Origin of the sequence: Achromobacter deleyi, assembly GCF_016127315.1 — a bacterium.
GTDB lineage: Bacteria > Pseudomonadota > Gammaproteobacteria > Burkholderiales > Burkholderiaceae_B > Achromobacter > Achromobacter insuavis_A.
Map to the genome: position 1 here is coordinate 3163741 of NZ_CP065997.1, position 16848 is coordinate 3180588.

General features: G+C 67.8%; 12 protein-coding genes. 9 read left to right on the top strand and 3 right to left on the bottom strand.

Annotated features, from left to right (window positions below; all coding sequences use genetic code 11):
* Positions 1–119: 119 nt before the first annotated feature.
* The 7 genes from I6I07_RS14320 to I6I07_RS14350 all read left to right on the top strand — a co-directional run bounded on the left by I6I07_RS14320 (position 120) and on the right by I6I07_RS14350 (position 10347).
* Positions 120–1028, top strand: a complete 909-nt coding sequence (locus I6I07_RS14320; protein ID WP_035359379.1) for a helix-turn-helix transcriptional regulator — start codon at positions 120–122, stop codon at positions 1026–1028.
* A 244-nt stretch (positions 1029–1272) separates the two neighbouring features.
* Complete coding sequence (gene boxC / locus I6I07_RS14325; RefSeq protein WP_198487142.1) at positions 1273–2934, top strand: 2,3-epoxybenzoyl-CoA dihydrolase; 1662 nt, start codon at positions 1273–1275, stop codon at positions 2932–2934.
* A 120-nt stretch (positions 2935–3054) separates the two neighbouring features.
* Positions 3055–4482 carry a benzoyl-CoA 2,3-epoxidase subunit BoxB gene (boxB, locus tag I6I07_RS14330; protein WP_198487143.1) on the top strand — a complete coding sequence of 476 codons (1428 nt, stop codon included), beginning with the start codon at positions 3055–3057 and terminating at the stop codon, positions 4480–4482.
* Between the two features lie 51 nt (positions 4483–4533).
* Positions 4534–5787 (top strand): benzoyl-CoA 2,3-epoxidase subunit BoxA, encoded by a 1254-nt coding sequence (gene boxA / locus I6I07_RS14335; RefSeq protein WP_198487144.1) that lies wholly within the window; start codon positions 4534–4536, stop codon positions 5785–5787.
* 30 nt (positions 5788–5817) lie between these two features.
* Positions 5818–6258: a MaoC family dehydratase gene (locus I6I07_RS14340; RefSeq protein ID WP_198487145.1), complete on the top strand. Its 441-nt coding sequence runs from the start codon at positions 5818–5820 to the stop codon at positions 6256–6258.
* A 255-nt stretch (positions 6259–6513) separates the two neighbouring features.
* Entirely contained in the window at positions 6514–8580 is a 2067-nt protein-coding gene (locus tag I6I07_RS31700; RefSeq protein ID WP_232626083.1) for a hypothetical protein, read from the top strand.
* 105 nt (positions 8581–8685) lie between these two features.
* Positions 8686–10347 (top strand): phage tail protein, encoded by a 1662-nt coding sequence (locus tag I6I07_RS14350; RefSeq protein WP_198487146.1) that lies wholly within the window; start codon positions 8686–8688, stop codon positions 10345–10347.
* A gap of 51 nt (positions 10348–10398) precedes the next feature.
* Here I6I07_RS14350 and I6I07_RS14355 read toward each other — a convergent pair whose 3' ends face one another.
* From I6I07_RS14355 to I6I07_RS14365, 3 genes are all read right to left on the bottom strand, one after another.
* The gene (locus tag I6I07_RS14355) at positions 10399–11385 is read right to left on the bottom strand and encodes a TRAP transporter substrate-binding protein (RefSeq protein ID WP_198487147.1); all 987 of its coding nucleotides are present in this window, start codon (positions 11383–11385) and stop codon (positions 10399–10401) included.
* Positions 11386–11644: 259 nt separating this feature from the next.
* The gene (locus I6I07_RS14360) at positions 11645–12838 is read right to left on the bottom strand and encodes an acyl-CoA dehydrogenase (RefSeq protein ID WP_198487148.1); all 1194 of its coding nucleotides are present in this window, start codon (positions 12836–12838) and stop codon (positions 11645–11647) included.
* Positions 12839–12968: 130 nt separating this feature from the next.
* Entirely contained in the window at positions 12969–14651 is a 1683-nt protein-coding gene (locus tag I6I07_RS14365; protein ID WP_198487149.1) for a thiamine pyrophosphate-binding protein, read from the bottom strand.
* Between the two features lie 179 nt (positions 14652–14830).
* Between I6I07_RS14365 and I6I07_RS14370 the strand changes: the two genes are divergently transcribed.
* On the top strand, positions 14831–15736 hold the full coding sequence (locus I6I07_RS14370) for a LysR substrate-binding domain-containing protein (protein ID WP_061073662.1): 906 nt from the start codon (positions 14831–14833) through the stop codon (positions 15734–15736).
* 104 nt (positions 15737–15840) lie between these two features.
* Positions 15841–16824 (top strand): site-specific tyrosine recombinase XerD, encoded by a 984-nt coding sequence (gene xerD, locus I6I07_RS14375; RefSeq protein ID WP_198487150.1) that lies wholly within the window; start codon positions 15841–15843, stop codon positions 16822–16824.
* Positions 16825–16848: the final 24 nt, after the last annotated feature.

Sequence of the window (16848 nt, forward strand, 5' to 3'; positions counted from 1 at the left end):
GCCGCACCTGACGCCCTGTTGAAGCTGTTGAAGGAAAAATAGTGCTTCCATTGATATGGGTCAAGCACTATAGTGCATAAATCGGGTGTTATCAGGGTTTTTGCGGAGTCAGCTACACCATGAATCAAGCGCTAGACGCGGCGCCAACCGAACCCAGGCGGGAAGCTTTCCTGGTGGCATTGGGCGAGCGGGTGCGCCGCCTGCGGGCCATCCGCGGCATGACGCGCAAGGGCCTGTCGCAGGTGACCGGCGTGTCCGAGCGGCACCTGGCCAATCTCGAGCACGGCGTGGGCAATGCCTCGATCCTGGTGCTGCTGCAGATCGCCAAGGCCTTCAACTGCGCGCTGGCCGAGCTGGTCGGCGACGTCACCACCGAATCGCCCGACTGGCTGCTGATCCGCGAACTGCTCAGCGGCCGCACCGAGTCCGACCTGCAGCGCGCCCGCGAGGCGCTGACGCAGCTGTTCGGCGTGGGCGCCGGCGCGCAGCGGCCCAACCGCACCCAGCGCGTGGCGCTGATCGGCCTGCGCGGCGCCGGCAAATCGACGTTGGGGCAGATGCTGGCCGATGACCTGGGCTACCCGTTCGTCGAGCTGAACCGCGAGATCGAGCGCGTGGCCGGCTGCAGCATCCTGGAAATCCATAACCTCTACGGCCCCAACGCCTACCGCCGCTACGAGCGGCGGGCGCTGGAAGAGGCCGTGCAGATCTACCCGGAGATGGTGCTGGCCACCCCCGGCGGCCTGGTGTCCGAGCCGGCCACGCTCAACCTGCTGCTGGCGCACTGCTACACGGTCTGGCTGCGCGCCACGCCCGAGGAGCACATGGGCCGGGTGATGGCGCAGGGCGATTTCCGCCCCATGTCCGGCAACAACGAAGCCATGGCCGACCTCAAGCGCATCCTGGCCGGGCGCGAGGCCTTCTACGCCAAGGCCGACCTGACCTGGGTCACCAGCCACCTTGAGGTGCAGGAGAGCTTCGCCGGCTTGCGCACTCAGGTGCGCAAGGCCTGCGGCCTGCCGTTGTAGCGCTCGCGTCTTTCGCCGACGACCGCCAGGGCCGCCCTTCGGGGCGGCCTTTTCCTTGGCGTGGCTTGGGCGCCGGCCTGTCTGCGCTAGAGAGAGCGTCATTGGCGGGCGCCGCGGTGCAACCTCGCGACCTGCACTTTTGTGCATCTTTTGCTTGACGCTGATTTTCGCCTGCACTAATCTGCATAATAATTCATGTCGTGCAATATTTTTCCTGTCAGGTTAGGGCATTAGGAGACAAGCGATGAGCAGCACCGCCAGCAAGGTCGACTTTCGGACCGATCCCACCCAGTACCGTCATTGGCGCCTGTCGTTCGATGGCCCGGTCGCCACGCTGGCGATGGACGTGGCCGAAGACGGCGGCCTGCGTCCCGGCTACAAGCTCAAGCTCAATTCCTACGACCTGGGCGTGGACATCGAGCTGCACGACGCGTTGCAACGCATCCGCTTCGAGCACCCCGAGGTGCGCAGCGTGGTCGTCACCAGCATGAAGGACCGCATCTTCTGTTCGGGCGCCAACATCTTCATGCTGGGCCTGTCCTCGCACGCCTGGAAGGTGAACTTCTGCAAGTTCACCAACGAAACCCGCAACGGCATCGAGGATTCCAGCCGCCACAGCGGCCTGAAGTTCATCGCCGCCCTGAACGGCGCCTGCGCCGGCGGCGGCTACGAGCTGGCCCTGGCCTGCGACGAGATCCTGCTGATCGACGACCGCTCATCCTCGGTCGCGTTGCCCGAAGTACCCCTGCTGGGCGTGCTGCCCGGCACCGGCGGCCTGACCCGCGTCACCGACAAGCGCCGCGTGCGCCACGATCACGCCGACATCTTCTGCACCCTGGTCGAAGGCGTGCGTGGCCAGCGCGCCAAGGACTGGCGCCTGGTCGACGACGTGGTCAAGCCGGCACAGTTCGAGGCCGCGGTGCGCGAGCGCGCGCTGGCGCTGGCCACCGGCAGCCAGCGTCCGGTCGGCGAGACCGGCGTGGCGCTGACGCCGCTGGCGCGCGAGGAAAGCGCCGATGCCTTGTCGTACCGCTACGTCGACGTGCGGCTGGACCGCGACAAGCGCCAGGCCACCTGGACCGTGCGCGCGCCGCAGGGGGCGGTGGAATCGGAACTGGCCGACATTCTGGCCGCGGGGGCGGCCTGGTGGCCGCTGCAGATGGCGCGCGAACTGGACGACGCCATCCTGTCGCTGCGCACCAACGAGCTGGACATCGGCACCTGGATCCTCAAGACCGAAGGCGACGCGCAGGCCGTGCTGGCGGCTGATGCCGCGCTGCAACGCCACGCCGATCACTGGTTCGTGCGCGAAACCGCCGGCCTGCTGCGCCGCACGCTGGCGCGCCTGGACGTCACCTCGCGCAGCCTGTTCGCGCTGGTCGAGCCGGGCTCGTGCTTTGCGGGCACGCTGCTGGAACTGGCGCTGGCCGCCGACCGGGGCTACATGCTCGACAGCGACGGCGAAGAGCACGATGCGGCCCACCTGATCGTGGGCGAGGCCAACTTCGGCGCCTATCCGATGGTCAACGGCCAGAGCCGCCTGCAGCGCCGCTTCCACGAGGAAACGGCGTCGCTGGAAGCGGTGCGGGCCCGCGCCGGCCAGCCGCTGGCAGCGCGCGACGCGCTGGAACTGGGGCTGGTGACCTACGCGCCCGACAGCATCGACTGGGACGACGAAGTGCGCATGATGCTGGAAGAGCGCCGCGCGCTGTCGCCCGACGCGCTCACCGGCCTGGAAGCCAACCTGCGCTTCGGTGGCCGCGAAACCATGGAAACGCGCATCTTCGGCCGCCTGACCGCGTGGCAGAACTGGATCTTCAACCGCCCCAACGCGGCGGGCGAGAAGGGCGCGCTCAAGCTGTACGGCAAGGGCGAACAGGCGACGTTCGATTGGAACCGCGTCTAGCGCGGCCGTCCCGCCGCGCTTGCGGCAAGTACCGAGACACGGCGCCGGCCCCCGCAGCGCGGCCGGCGCCCCAAGACCCGACGCCGCCCCGACGCGGCCTTCCATCCAGGAGCAGAGACAATGTCAGGCATCAACTACAGCGACAAGATCCCCAATAACGTCAACCTGTCCGGCGACCGCACGCTGCAACGCGCGCTGGAACATTGGCAGCCCAACTACCTGCAATGGTGGCAGGACATGGGCCCGGACGGCTCGCACGGCTTCGACGTCTACCTGCGCACCGCCGTCAGCGTCGAGCCCGACGGCTGGGCCCACTTCAACCACGTGCGCATGCCCGATTACCGCTGGGGCATCTTCCTGGCGCCGCAGGACGGCCAGCGCAAGATCCACTTCGGCGAGAACATGGGCCGCGACGTGTGGCAGGACGTGCCGGGCGAACACCGCGCCAACCTGCGCCGCATCATCGTCACGCAGGGCGATACCGAGCCCGCCTCGATCGAGCAGCAGCGCCACCTGGGCCTGACCGCGCCGTCGCAGTACGACCTGCGCAACCTGTTCCAGATCAACGTCGAGGAAGGCCGCCACCTGTGGGCCATGGTCTATCTGCTGCACCGCTACTTCGGCCGCGACGGCCGCGAAGAGGCCGACGCGCTGCTGCAGCGCACCTCCGGCGATTCCGACAACCCGCGCATCCTGGGCGCCTTCAACGAGAAGACGCCGGACTGGCTGGCGTTCTACATGTTCACCTACTTCACCGACCGCGACGGCAAGTTCCAGCTGTGCGCGCTGGCCGAATCCAGCTTCGACCCGCTGGCCCGCACCACCAAGTTCATGCTGACCGAAGAGGCGCACCACATGTTTGTGGGCGAATCCGGCATCTCTCGCGTGATCCAGCGCACCTGCGAAGTGATGAACCAGTTGAAGACCGACGACCCGGCCGCGGTGCGCGCCGCCGGCGTGATCGACCTGCCGACCATCCAGCGCTACCTGAATTTCCACTACAGCGTCACCATCGACCTGTTCGGCGCCGACCAGTCGTCCAACGCCGCCATCTTCTACGGCTCGGGCCTGAAGGGCCGCTACGAAGAGAGCAAGCGCACCGACGACCACCAGCTCAAGAATGACACCTACCGTGTGCTGTCCGTCGACAACGGCCGGCTGCGCGAGATCGAGGTGCCGATGCTGAACGCGCTGAACGAAGTGCTGCGCGACGACTTCATCCGCGACTCGGTGGCCGGCATCGGCCGCTGGAACAAGGTCATCGAGAAGAGCGGCATCGCCTTCCGCCTGCAGGTGCCGCACAAGGCCTTCAACCGCCAGATCGGCACGCTCGCCGGCATCCGCATGTCGCCCGAGGGCGAGATCCTGTCCGAAGCGCAGTGGCAGGCGCATCGCCATCAATGGCTGCCCACGCCCGAGGACCGCGCGTTCGTCGCCTCGCTGATGGGCCGCGTGACCGAGCCGGGCAAGTTCGCCAACTGGATCGCGCCGCCGGTCATGGGCATCAACCGCCAGCCCGTGAACTTCGAGTACGTACGTTTCAACTAAGGCCCTCGCGGCGGCGCCCGGCGCCGCCGCCCGCGCAATCGGATGACCGCGATGAACGCCGCCCTGCCCGTAGAAGTCCTGAAGCAGCACCTGATCGATCCCGAGATCTGCATCCGCTGCAACACCTGCGAAGAAACCTGTCCGATCGACGCGATCACGCACGACAGCAACAACTACGTGGTCGACCCGGATATCTGCAACGGCTGCATGGCTTGCGTGCCGCCGTGCCCGACCGGCTCGATCGACAACTGGCGGCTGGTGGTGCGCGCCGAGGCCTACTCGTTGCAGGACCAGCTGGGCTGGGACGAACTGCCGCGCGAGCAGCCCTTGCCCAACGCCGCGGTGGCCGCGGCGCCGGAAGCGCAGGCGGCCAGCGAAGTGGCGCCAGCCGCCGCCGCTGTCGTGCCACCCGTGACGTCGGTGACGCCCGGCGCCAGCGTGCCGCCGTGGTCCGCCGCGCATCCCTACGTCAACCTCTACACCCACAAGACGCCGGTGACCGCCACCGTCGTCGGCAACTACCGTGTCACCGGCGTCGACACCGACAGTGATATCCACCACATCGTGCTGGACTTCGGCGAGCTGCCGTTCCCGGTGCTGGAGGGCCAGTCCATCGGCATCCTGCCGCCCGGCGCCGACGCCCAGGGCCGGCCGCATCACGCGCGCCAGTACTCGCTGGCCAGCCCGCGCGATGGCGAGCGCGCCGGCTACAACAACCTGTCGCTGACGGTAAAGCGCGTCACCGAGGACCACCAGGGCCAGTCGGCGCACGGCGTGTGTTCCAACTACCTGTGCGACCTGGCCAAGAACGACACCGTGCAGGTGATCGGGCCGTTCGGCCATACCTTCCTGATGCCGAACCACCCGCGCGCCAACCTCATCATGATCTGCACCGGCACCGGTTCTGCGCCGATGCGCGCCATGACCGAGCGCTACCGCCGCCGCATCGAGACCGGCGAGAACGGCCGGCTGCTGCTGTTCTTCGGCGCCCGCACCGAACGCGAACTGCCGTATTTCGGCCCGCTGATGAAACTGCCGCGCGACTTCATCGACATCAACCTGGCGCTGTCGCGCGAGAGCGGCCAGCCCAAGCGCTACGTGCAGGACCTGATCCGTGAACGCGCCGCCGCCGTGCGCGAACTGCTGGCCGATCGCAATACCTGCATCTACGTTTGCGGCCTGAAGGGCATGGAAGTCGGCGTGCTGGACGCCTTGCGCGAGGTGGCAGTGCAAGCGGGACAGGATTGGACTATCCTGCACGATGTGCTGCGCCGCGAGGGGCGGCTGCACTTCGAGACCTATTGAGAGGTCCCACACGCCAGGGGAAGTCCACCAATGAAGTTCGCAGATTTCAAGGACGGCATGCTGATCAAGGCCGGCCCGGTCACCATCACGGAAGCCGAAATCCTCGAGTTCGCCCGCAAGTTCGACCCGCAGTGGTTCCACACCGACGTCCAGCGCGCCGCCGAAGGCCGCTGGGGCGGCCTCATCGCCAGCGGCTGGCACACCTGCGCGCTGGCGATGCGCATGGCGGTGGACGCCGCGCTACACGATTCGGAATCGTTCGGCTCGCCCGGCCTGGGCGAAGTGCGCTGGCGCATGCCGGTGCGTCCCGGCGACCAGCTGCGCCTGGAAGCGCGGGTGCAGGGCGCGCGCACCTCGTCCTCGCGTCCCGACCTGGGCATCATCACCTGGTCCTGGACGGTGATCAACCAGCACGACGAAGGCGTGCTGGAACTGGACGCCACCAGCCTGTTCGACCTGTCGGGGGAATGACCCCCGCCGGGCGCCGGGTGCGTCAGGCGCCGCCGAGTCCGGCCCGTCCGGACTCATGTCGCAGTTGGCTTGTCCGCGAGGCCTCGCGCCCGTAAGATGATTCCGTCGTGGGGCCATTGCGTCCAGCGATTCCGCTAGCCCGCCCGGTGATCCGAGCGGGCTTTTTGCATTGGTCCGCCCACATCCAGGCCCGCCGGCAATCGCCGGCGGGCCTTTTGTCTTGTGGCGCCCACATCGTTTTCATCGAGGCCCCTCATGCAATCCCTGAAACCCATCAACGTCGGCCACGCGCCGAACGACCAGACCGGCGACACCTTGCGCGACGCCATGGCGCTCGTGAACGAGAACTTCGCCAAGACCCGCGTCGGCGTGGAGGCGGTCGAAGTGTCCGCCGCTGCGGCCCAACGCAAGGCCGACGCCGCCGTGCCCGCATCGGAGAAGGGCGCCGCGGGCGGCGTGACGCCGCTGGACGCGGCCGGCAAGGTGCCCGCCGCGCACTTGCCGCCTCCCGCGATTCCGCTGTCGGAGAAATCCGCGCCCGGCGGCGTCGCGCCGCTGGATTCCTCCGGAAAGGTGCCGGCCGGCTACTTGCCGGTCCCCGGGGATTTCGTCGCCAGAACCGAAAAAGGCGCGTCCAACGGCGTGATGAGCCTGGATGCGAGCCGCCGCGCGCCGCCCGCCAACTCACGCTACCCGGATCTTCAATCGCGCCCGGATGGGACGGACTTCAACGAGTTGACCGTCGCCGATGACTACTACATTCGCGCGACGGCGCCGAACGCGCCGCCGGGGTGGACGGGGCAGGGCATGCTGAGGGTGCAGACTTACGCAAACATGACCTTGCAAGAGGTCATTCGCTGGTCGATGGATGCCACGCGCTGGTGGCGCATGCGCGCCGATTCGAGCGGCAACTGGTCGGCCTGGAAAAAGGTGGTTGCCGAAGGCGAGGCCATGCGTCGGGTGCGCCTTGTTAGTGGGACCGCGGTTGATGCCGGCACGTTGACGGCCGACAACACGCTTTACGCCTGGTCGAATAGCAACGTCATGGGCGCCAACTTTCCCAATATCGTGGGGGCCGGCTATCTGTATGTCACCATCATGGCCAGCGACCTGTTGTCGCAAGAGTTGACCATTACCGTGCAGGGCCGCAAGCCCTATGTCTTCCACCGCCTGGGCAACCCCATGGCTGGCGGCATATGGCAGCAGTGGCGCGTCGTGGGGCCCTTCAGCACGGCCACGATCATGCCCAACTTCGACGCAGGCGATATCTACGTCGATGGGGCAGGTTGGTACGAATGGAAGTCCGGTGCCTACCAGCTTCGGGTCATGGCACCTGCCATCCCGGTGGCGTCGGTTTCCTGGTGGCCGTTGCGCACGTCCATTCCTGCGGGCCAGATCCCGGCTGATGGGCAGACCGTCAGCCGTGCCACTTTTCCCGACCTGGCGGCCATGGTGACGGGCGGCAAGGTACCGGTGGTGACGGAAGCGGATTGGCTGGCGGATCCGCTCAAGCGGGGCAGTTATACGTTGGGGGATGGGGCGGCGACCATTCGGGTTCCCGATTTGAATGGTCAATCCCCTGGCTCGCTGGGCGCCGTTTTGCGGCGTGGAGACGGTGCGCTGTCGAGCGGTACCAACGGCCTGATCCAGCGCGATGCGCTGCAGAACATCGCCGGGACTTTCGCCGCCAGAAGCGGGACGTCTACTGGCATTGGCGCCATTGCGGCCGGTACGGGCGCATTCGAGCGCGGGTTCAAGGACTATGGCAGTGGCGTGGGGCATATCGCCTACGCCAGCACCGATGGGCCTGGCGACACGATTTCCTTTTCCGCCGCAAAGGTGGCGCGCACGGCGACCGAGACGCGGCCCACGAACGTCTCCGGCGTCTGGACGATCCAGGCTTTCGGCGCCGTCACCAACCCAGGCAGCGTAGATCTTGCACAACTGGCGAGTGATTTCGCGCTCCAGAATGCGCGGCTTCAAGCGCTTGACGATCAATTGCAGGCCTTGCGCAATCAGACCTTTGGTGTGGGTCAAACCTTCCAGAACGTGACCGCATCCCGCGTATTCGACCTAACCGCGTATACCAATACGACGAGCCGAGCCATCGTGATTTACATCGGATACAACCTCGCGGGGTCGGGCGTCGTGGAAGTCCAACTGCGCGCGCCTGGCGAATCGATCTGGATGCCTGGCGTTGTCGGCGGTTGGGCGACGTCCATTTCCGGCATGACGACGTCTTGCGTCATCCCGCCAGGTGCGTCGTATCGAATGCAGAAGGGCAGCGCCTGCACGATTACCAATGTCTACGAGTACCGATAACCACGGCAGTTCAATGACGCTGAAATTGAATCGTCACGGCTTTTCCCAAGCACACAAGGCGCTTTTTTGTTGTGTGGTGACGCGCCTGCTAACAAGGATCCCTCTATGCAAATTCTCAGCCCAATCAACGTCGGCCACGCACCGAACGACCAGACCGGCGACACGCTGCGCGACGCGATGACGCTCGCGAACGAGAACTTCACCAAGATCCGCGCCGGCGTGGACTCGGTCGAAGTGTCCGCCGCCGCCGCCCAGCGCAAAGCGGACGCGGCACTTCCCGCCGCCGAGAAAGGCGCCGCAGGCGGTGTGACCCCGCTGGACGCGGCGGGCAAAGTGCCGGCTGCGCATCTTCCCCCACCGGCAGTGCCGCTGTCGGAGAAATCCGCCCCTGGCGGCGTGGCCCCGCTGGATGAGCAAGGCCGTGTGCCCGTCGACCACCTGCCGATCCCGGTGCCTGCCGTGCCACTGGCCGAAAAGGGCCAGCCGAACGGCGTCGCCACGCTGACCGCCGATGGCAAGATCACGCCGGTGCAATTGCCTGACCTGATCCCCGCCGCTGAAAAGGCCCGGCCCAATGGCGTCGCGACCCTGGCGGCCGACGGCCGCATCGTCCCCGGCCAATTGCCGGCGCTGATTCCCGCCGCCGACAAGGGCCGCCCGGGCGGCGTGCCCACGCTCGATGCCGACGGCCGCGTCCCCGCCGCGCAACTGCCCGCGGTGCAGGACGCCGTGCCGTTGGCGGAAAAGGGCCTGGCGGGCGGTGTCGCCACCTTGGGCGGCGACGGCAAGGTGCCGGCCGGGCAGTTGCCGGTGATCGACAGCATTCCGCTGGGCTTCGTGTCCTGGTGGCCGAGCCGCGCCGCGATTCCCGCGGGATGGGCGCCGCTGGATGGCCAGACGATCAGTCGGGCCGCTTTCCCGGATATCTGGGCCACCTTGGAGGCGGGGAGATTTCCGTTGGTGGCTGAAGCCACCTGGCAAAGCGATGTGATGACGCGCGCAAGCTACACGGCAGGGGATGGCGCAACCACGCTGCGTCTGCCTGACTTGAACGGCAAGTCGGCCGGCTCGTTGGGCGCGGTGATGCTGCGCGGCGATGGCGCGTTGTCCAGCGGCGTTGCCGGGCAGATTCAACGCGATGCCATGCAGGCAATGATGGGAGAGCAGGCGCTGACCTACGGTGTCATCACAGGCCCCGGCTCGGGTCCCTTTGCCGGAAGTCGGCAGGGAGACCGCGCGCCGCGCACCTCGCCTTCCTACCCGGCAAGTGTCGGGGGCGATACGCTGAGGTTCGACAACTCCGTCAGCGTGCGGACGGCTGTGGAAAATCGCCCCTTGAACGCCACCGGCTGCTGGGTGGTGAAGCTTGCCGGCACGGCGATCAACGCGGGCAAGCTGGATGCTTTGCAATTGGCCTCCGATCTGGCGAGCGTGAACGCGGAGATGCAGGCGCTGCGAGGCCAGTTGGCCAGTGTCCTGGGCATCGGGCAGACGCTGCAGGATGTGACCGCGCAGCGGGCCCTGGCAACGAATTACACGAATCCGACAACGCGTCCCATCGTCGTGTACGGCGCGGGCACATCCGCGCAGGCGGGGGCAAGCATGGCGCTGGTGGTCAATGGAACGGTCGTGTCCACCAGCTCCTATGCGGGTACCGGCGCCGAGTTCGGCGTGTCGAGCATCGTGCCGTCGGGTGCGACCTACTGGATCGTCGCGGCAGGCCTGACCAACGGGAACACGCCGAAGAAGTGGATGGAATACCGCTGATCGGGCTTGCCTCGGCCGGGCCATCGCGCAGGCGCGACGGCCCGCGCGGCATCACGGCCGCCGCATCGCCTTCAGGATATTCACCCCGTCAGTCCCCGCCGCGGCCTCCCATTGCTTCACCGAGTCCGCCGCCGCGCTCTTGAGCGCCTGGCGCACCGGCGTCGGCACGGCGGTGTCGATCGTCACGCCGTTCTTGCGCATGTTGGCGTAGTTCTGCTGCAGCCGGCCTTCGATGCGCTTCCACTGTTCCGCCTCGGTCTGCGCGGCGGCCTGGTCGATGGCCTTGCGCGACTTCGCGTCCAGCGATTGATAGGCCTGCAGGTTCATCGTCGCCACCGAGATCGGCATGGCGTAGTTGATCTCGGCGAAGCGCGGCAGGTGTTCCCACAGCTTGCGGCCGGCGCCGCCGTCGCCCGAGGACAGCACCGCGTTGACCTCGCCCGAGGCGATGCGCGGCATGGCGTCGGCGAACGAGATGTTCTGCGCGCGCGCGCCGGCCTTCTGCATCACGTCCTGCGAGGTCGCGTCATAGGTGCGGATGCTGAGCGCCTTCAACGCGGCGACGCTGTCCACTTTGTCCTTGGACCAGATGCCCGAGGCCGGCCAGGGCGTGGTGTAGAGCAGCTTCTGGCCATGAGCGGCCAGCAGCTTCTCGTAGGCCGGGCGGGCTGATTTGTTCAGGGCGCGGGCCTTGGCCAGCGAGTCGGCCAGGAACGGCAGCGAGGACACCCCGAACAGCGGGTACTTCGAGGCCAGCGCGCCGGCGAAGGCGTCGCCGGCATCGACCTTGCGCGCCTGGACCGCGTCGATCATGTCGCCAGACTTGATGCCGCGCGCGGCATCGAAGCTGGCGTCGATCACCACCTGGCCCGCGCTCTTGCTGCGCACCAGGTCGGCGAAGGTGGACACGCCTTGCCCGGGCATCGAGGTGGCCGGGTATTCGGTGGTCATGGTGAGGGTGGTGGCGGCTAGCGCGCCGTGGCTCGCAAAGGCGATGACGATGCCCGCCCACAGGCGGATGGAAGGACTGCCCAGCATGCGCGACTCCTGGTCGTGACGAAAAATCCGGGGTCGGGCGGGCGGATGCTGCGGGCCGGCACCAGGCCAATGCCGCAAAGCGTACGGCAAGGGCCCGGGCCCGGCTAGTTCCTGATAACCCTAAGGCGCGCTTGAAACGGCCGTCGCGGCAGGCAAAAAAAAACGCCCCTCGAAAGGGGCGCACAGTCTTCGCCACGCCGGCGAACCGCGCGTCGGGAGCAGAGCCGGGCTCCGTCCGCGCGGCGTACTGCAAATCAAATCAATAGAAAGCCTGGATGCCGGTCTGCGCGCGGCCGAGGATCAACGCGTGCACGTCGTGCGTGCCTTCGTAGGTGTTGACCACTTCCAGGTTGACCAGGTGGCGGGCCACGCCGAATTCGTCGGAGATGCCGTTGCCGCCCAGCATGTCGCGGGCCAGGCGGGCGATGTCCAGCGCCTTGCCGCACGAGTTGCGCTTCATGATCGAGGTGATCTCGACGGCGGCGGTGCCTTCGTCCTTCATGCGGCCCAGGCGCAGGCAGCCTTGCAGCGCCAGCGTGATCTCGGTCTGCATGTCGGCCAGCTTCTTCTGGATCAGCTGATTGGCGGCCAGCGGGCGGCCGAACTGCTTGCGGTCCAGGGTGTACTGGCGGGCGGTGTGCCAGCAGGCTTCGGCGGCGCCGATCGCGCCCCAGGCGATGCCGTAGCGGGCCGAGTTCAGGCAGGTGAACGGACCCTTCAGGCCGGACACGCCGGGCATCATCTGGTCGGCGGACACTTCCACTTCGTCCATGACGATTTCACCGGTGATCGAGGCGCGCAGGCCGACCTTGCCGTGGATGGCGGGGGCGGACAGGCCCTTGGTGCCCTTGTCGAGGATGAAACCGCGGATCTTGCCGTCGAACTCGCCGCCGACGCACTTGGCCCACACCACGAACACGTCGGCGATGGGGGAGTTGGTGATCCACATCTTGTTGCCGGTCAGCTTGTAGCCGTCAGCGGTCTTGACGGCGCGCGTTTCCATGCCGCCGGGGTCGGAGCCGTGGTTGGGTTCGGTCAGGCCGAAGCAGCCGATCCACTCGCCGCGGGCCAGCTTGGGCAGGTACTTCTGCTTCTGCGCTTCGCTGCCGAATTCGTTGATGGGCACCATCACCAGCGACGACTGCACGCTCATCATCGAGCGGTAGCCGGAGTCGATGCGCTCGACTTCACGGGCGATCAGGCCATAGCTGACGTAGTTCAGGCCGGCGCCGCCGTATTCGGCGGGGATGGTGGCGCCCAGCAGGCCCAGTTCACCCATTTCCGAGAAGATTTCCGGATCGGTCTTTTCGTTGCGGAAGGCATTCAGCACGCGCGGGGCCAGCTTGTCCTGCGAGTAGGCGTGGGCGGCATCGCGCACCATGCGTTCTTCTTCGGTGAGCTGCTGGTCCAGCAACAGGGGATCTTGCCAATGGAACGAGGGATTCGAGGACATGCTGGGTCTCCGCTATGGATTTCCGTTTTCGGAATCTGGAAAGTTTAAACCTAAAATAATTGGCGCGGCAACCCGGGGTTTACGCGACGCGCGCGGGCGCGTCGCCGTGGGGTTGCCGGCGCCTCGGGTATCAGTGCCGGGCCTTGAGCGCCGCGTCGCGGATCTTGTCGAGCGTGGTCGACGGCGTGATGGTCTGCGGGTCGATGAAGCAGTGCAGGATGGCCGGCTTGCCGCTGGCCAGCGCGCGTTCGAAGGCCGGCCCGAACTGCTCGGTGGTCTCGACGCGTTCGCCGTGGCCGCCGAAGGCGCGGGCGTAGTCGGCGAAGTCGGGGTTCTTCAATTCGGTGGCGGAAATGCGGCCGGGGTAGTGCTTTTCCTGGTGCATGCGGATGGTGCCGTACATGCCGTTGTCGACCAGCACCACGATGATGGGCAGGTCGTACTGCACGGCGGTGGCGAATTCCTGGCCGTGCATCAGGAAGCAGCCGTCGCCGGCGAAGCAGACCACGGTCTTGTCGGGCCAGACGCGCTTGGCGCCCACGGCCGCCGGCAGGCCGTAGCCCATCGAGCCGGAGGTCGGGGCCAGTTGCGTGCCGAAGCGGGTGAAGCGGTGGAAGCGGTGCAGCCAGGTGGCGTAGTTGCCGGCGCCGTTGGTCATGATGGCGTCGGCCGGCAGCGTCTTTTCCAGGTAGGCCATGACCTGGCCCATCTGCAGCGCGCCCGGGGTGGTGACGGCGCTCGGGTCGCTCCATTTCAGGTACGACTCGCGCATGGCCTGCGTGCCGTCGGCCCAGGCCGGCTGCGCGGGGGCCTTCAGGCCGGCCAGCGCTTCGGCGAAGGCGGCGGGCGAGGTGTTGATGGCCAGCGTGGGGCGGTAGACGCGGCCCAGTTCGGCGGCGTCCGGATGCACGTGCACCAGCTTCTGCCTGGGCACCGGAATGTCCAGCAGCGTGTAGGCCTGGCTGGGGTTTTCCGACATTCGGCCGCCGACCAGCAGCACCAGGTCGGCGTCGGCCACGCGCTTGAGCAGGGCGGGGTTGATGCCCAGGCCGACGTCGCCGATGAAACACGGATGGTCGGCCGGGAACAGCATCTGGCGGCGGAACGACACCGCCGTGGGCAGCGCGTGGCGCTGCGCGAAATCGGCGAACTGCTGCACCGCGCGCGCGTCCCAGCGCGTGCCGCCGAGAATGGCGACGGGATTGCTGGCCTTGGCCAGCAGTTGCTCCAGGTCGGCCAGCTGGCCGGCGGTGGGGGCGGAATCGATGATGTCGTAACGCGGCGCGTCGGCCACCTGGGCGGCTTCGACCAGCATGTCTTCGGGCAGCGCGATCACCACCGGGCCGGGACGGCCCGAGGTGGCGATGTGGAAGGCGCGCGAGATCAGTTCGGGAATGCGCTCGACCTGGTCGATCTCGGTGACCCACTTGGCCTGCGTGCCGAAGACGGCGCGGTAGTCCATTTCCTGGAAGGCCTCGCGCTCGCGCATGCCGCGCTCGATCTGGCCGACGAACAGGATCATCGGGGTTGAGTCCTGCTTGGCGATGTGCACGCCGGCCAGCGCGTTGGACGCGCCCGGGCCGCGGGTCACCATGCAGATGCCGGGTTCACCGGTCAGCTTGCCATGGGCGTCGGCCATCATGGCGGCGCCGCCTTCCTGGCGGCAGACGGTGACCTTGATGTCGGCGTCGTGCAGGCCGTCCAGCACCGCCAGATAGCTTTCGCCGGGAACGCAGAAAACGTGTTTGACGCCCTGGGCGACGAGTTGGTCGACCAGGATGTGGCCGCCGAGGCGGGATGCTTGCTGGGACATGGTGGGTGTCAGGATGAGCCGAGATTAAGACATCCGAGCATAATGTTCCTTGATCGCACAATGCAATTGATAAAATTGCACAATCTAGTGACCCGCCGGCACGACCCGGATGTTGCGCCGCGGCAGGCGCGGCGGGTGTTTCCGGCGTTCTTCGGTTCCTTCCTGGCGGTTACCGCTCCATGAGAAACGGCATTCCCAACCTCAGCGCCCTGCAGGCTTTCGAGGCCTCGGCCCGTCTGGGCAGTTTTTCGCGCGCGGCCGAAGAGCTGTCCCTGACCCACAGCGCGGTCTACCGCCAGGTGGCCAGCCTGGAGGCGCGGCTGGGGGTGCAACTGTTCACCCGGGTGCGCCGCCGCATCGTGCTGACCGACCATGGCGCGGAATATGCGGGACGCATCCGCCACCATCTCGACCAGATCGAGAAGGACACTTTCGGCCTGGTCAGCCGCACGGGCATGGGCCGCAGCATCCACATCGCCGTGGTGCCGACGCTGGCCACCACCTGGCTGATCCCGCGGCTGGCGGATTTCCAGCGCGAGCAGCCGGACATCACCGTCAGCCTGTCGGTGCGCACCCTGCCGTTCCAGTTCAAGGACCAGCCGTTCGATGGCGCGCTGTATCACGGCGATACGCTGTGGCCGGGCACCCAGGGCGTGCTGCTGTTTCCGGAGCGCGAGCTGGTGCCGGTCTGCGCGCCCGAACTGGCGGCGCGCGTGACCGAGGCCGGGGCTGGCGCGCTGGCGGGCATGACCCACCTGCACCTGAGTTCGCGCCCCGACGCCTGGCGCCAGTGGTACGGCGCCAACAATTACCTCTATGGCCCCCAGGCCGCGGGCGGGCCGCGCTACGAGCTGTTCACCATGGTGATGGCGGCGGTGCAGGCCGGGCTGGGCGTGGGCCTGATGCCGCGCTTCCTGGCGCAGCCGGCGCTGGACCAGGGCACGCTGGCGATGCCCGTGCCGCAGTCGCTGACGGTCAGCCAGGGTTACTACTTCGGCTATCCGCAGCGCAGCGAGCGCTCCGAGGCGCTGAAGCTGTTCGAGACCTGGCTCAAGTCGGCCGCCGCGGCGGTGGCGGGGCGCTGATGGCCCGGCCCGGCGCGGGGCCGTGGCCGTAGAATGTGGCCCATCCCGCGACCGGCGCCGATCCCGCCGCCGACCCGCCATTCCCTGACGCCTTGCCCCCGCCCATGTCCGACGCCCGCCCGCCGCTTGCCTCCCAGGCCGACATCGACGCCTTCATCGACGCCGTCTGGCTCGAGGACGGCCTGTCGGCCAACACGTTGGCGGCCTACCGGCGCGACCTGACCGGTTTCGCGCGCTGGCTGGAGGACCCCGAGGCCTATGCCCGCGAGATGGCCGACCGCTATGGCGACGCGGCCTCGGCCCACGCGCTGCCGGCCGGCCCCGCCAAGGCGCTGGCCGAGGCCGGCAAGGCCGACATCGAGGCCTGGTTCGCCTTCCGCCACGAAGAGACCCGCGCCACCACCGCCAACCGGCGCCTGGCCGCGCTGCGGCGCTTCTATGCCTGGGCCCTGCGCGAGCATCGCGCGGCGCAGGACCCCTGCCTGACGCTGGTGGCGGCCAAGCAACCGCCGCGCCTGCCCAAGACGCTGTCCGAGCAGCAGGTCGACGCGCTGCTGCGCGCGCCCGACCTGGGTCAGCCGCGCGGCCTGCGCGACCGCGCCATGCTGGAAACGCTGTACGCCACCGGCCTGCGCGTGTCCGAACTGGTCGGGGTGCGGGCGCTGGACGTCAGCCTGAACGAGGGCGTGGTGCGCGTGGTGCTGGGCAAGGGCGGCAAGGACCGCCTGGTGCCGCTGGGGGCGGAAGCGGCGCACTGGATCGACCAGTACATGAAGACCGCGCGGCCCGAGCTGGCCGCCGGCCGCGTCAGCGACGCGCTCTTCATCACCGGCCGGGCCGAGCCCATGTCGCGCCAGGCGTTCTGGCAGCTGGTCAAGAAATACGCGATGCTGGCGGGCGTGCACGCGCCGCTGTCGCCGCACGTGTTGCGCCACGCTTTCGCCACCCATCTGCTCAACCACGGCGCCGACCTGCGCGTGGTGCAGATGCTGCTGGGCCACGCCGACATCTCCACCACGCAGATCTACACCCACGTGGCGCGCGAGCGCCTGAAGGCGTTGCACGCCGCGCATCATCCGCGCGGTTGACGCCGGCGTTTGCGCGCCGCCGTC

Excerpts from the sequence above, each read along its gene's own strand:
- I6I07_RS14320 (WP_035359379.1), top strand. The coding sequence starts at position 120 with ATGAATCAAGCGCTAGACGCGGCGCCAACCGAACCCAGGCGGGAAGCT.
- boxC (WP_198487142.1), top strand. The coding sequence starts at position 1,273 with ATGAGCAGCACCGCCAGCAAGGTCGACTTTCGGACCGATCCCACCCAG.
- boxB (WP_198487143.1), top strand. The coding sequence starts at position 3,055 with ATGTCAGGCATCAACTACAGCGACAAGATCCCCAATAACGTCAACCTG.
- boxA (WP_198487144.1), top strand. The coding sequence starts at position 4,534 with ATGAACGCCGCCCTGCCCGTAGAAGTCCTGAAGCAGCACCTGATCGAT.
- I6I07_RS14340 (WP_198487145.1), top strand. The coding sequence starts at position 5,818 with ATGAAGTTCGCAGATTTCAAGGACGGCATGCTGATCAAGGCCGGCCCG.
- I6I07_RS31700 (WP_232626083.1), top strand. The coding sequence starts at position 6,514 with ATGCAATCCCTGAAACCCATCAACGTCGGCCACGCGCCGAACGACCAG.
- I6I07_RS14350 (WP_198487146.1), top strand. The coding sequence starts at position 8,686 with ATGCAAATTCTCAGCCCAATCAACGTCGGCCACGCACCGAACGACCAG.
- I6I07_RS14355 (WP_198487147.1), bottom strand. The coding sequence starts at position 11,385 with ATGCTGGGCAGTCCTTCCATCCGCCTGTGGGCGGGCATCGTCATCGCC.
- I6I07_RS14360 (WP_198487148.1), bottom strand. The coding sequence starts at position 12,838 with ATGTCCTCGAATCCCTCGTTCCATTGGCAAGATCCCCTGTTGCTGGAC.
- I6I07_RS14365 (WP_198487149.1), bottom strand. The coding sequence starts at position 14,651 with ATGTCCCAGCAAGCATCCCGCCTCGGCGGCCACATCCTGGTCGACCAA.
- I6I07_RS14370 (WP_061073662.1), top strand. The coding sequence starts at position 14,831 with ATGAGAAACGGCATTCCCAACCTCAGCGCCCTGCAGGCTTTCGAGGCC.
- xerD (WP_198487150.1), top strand. The coding sequence starts at position 15,841 with ATGTCCGACGCCCGCCCGCCGCTTGCCTCCCAGGCCGACATCGACGCC.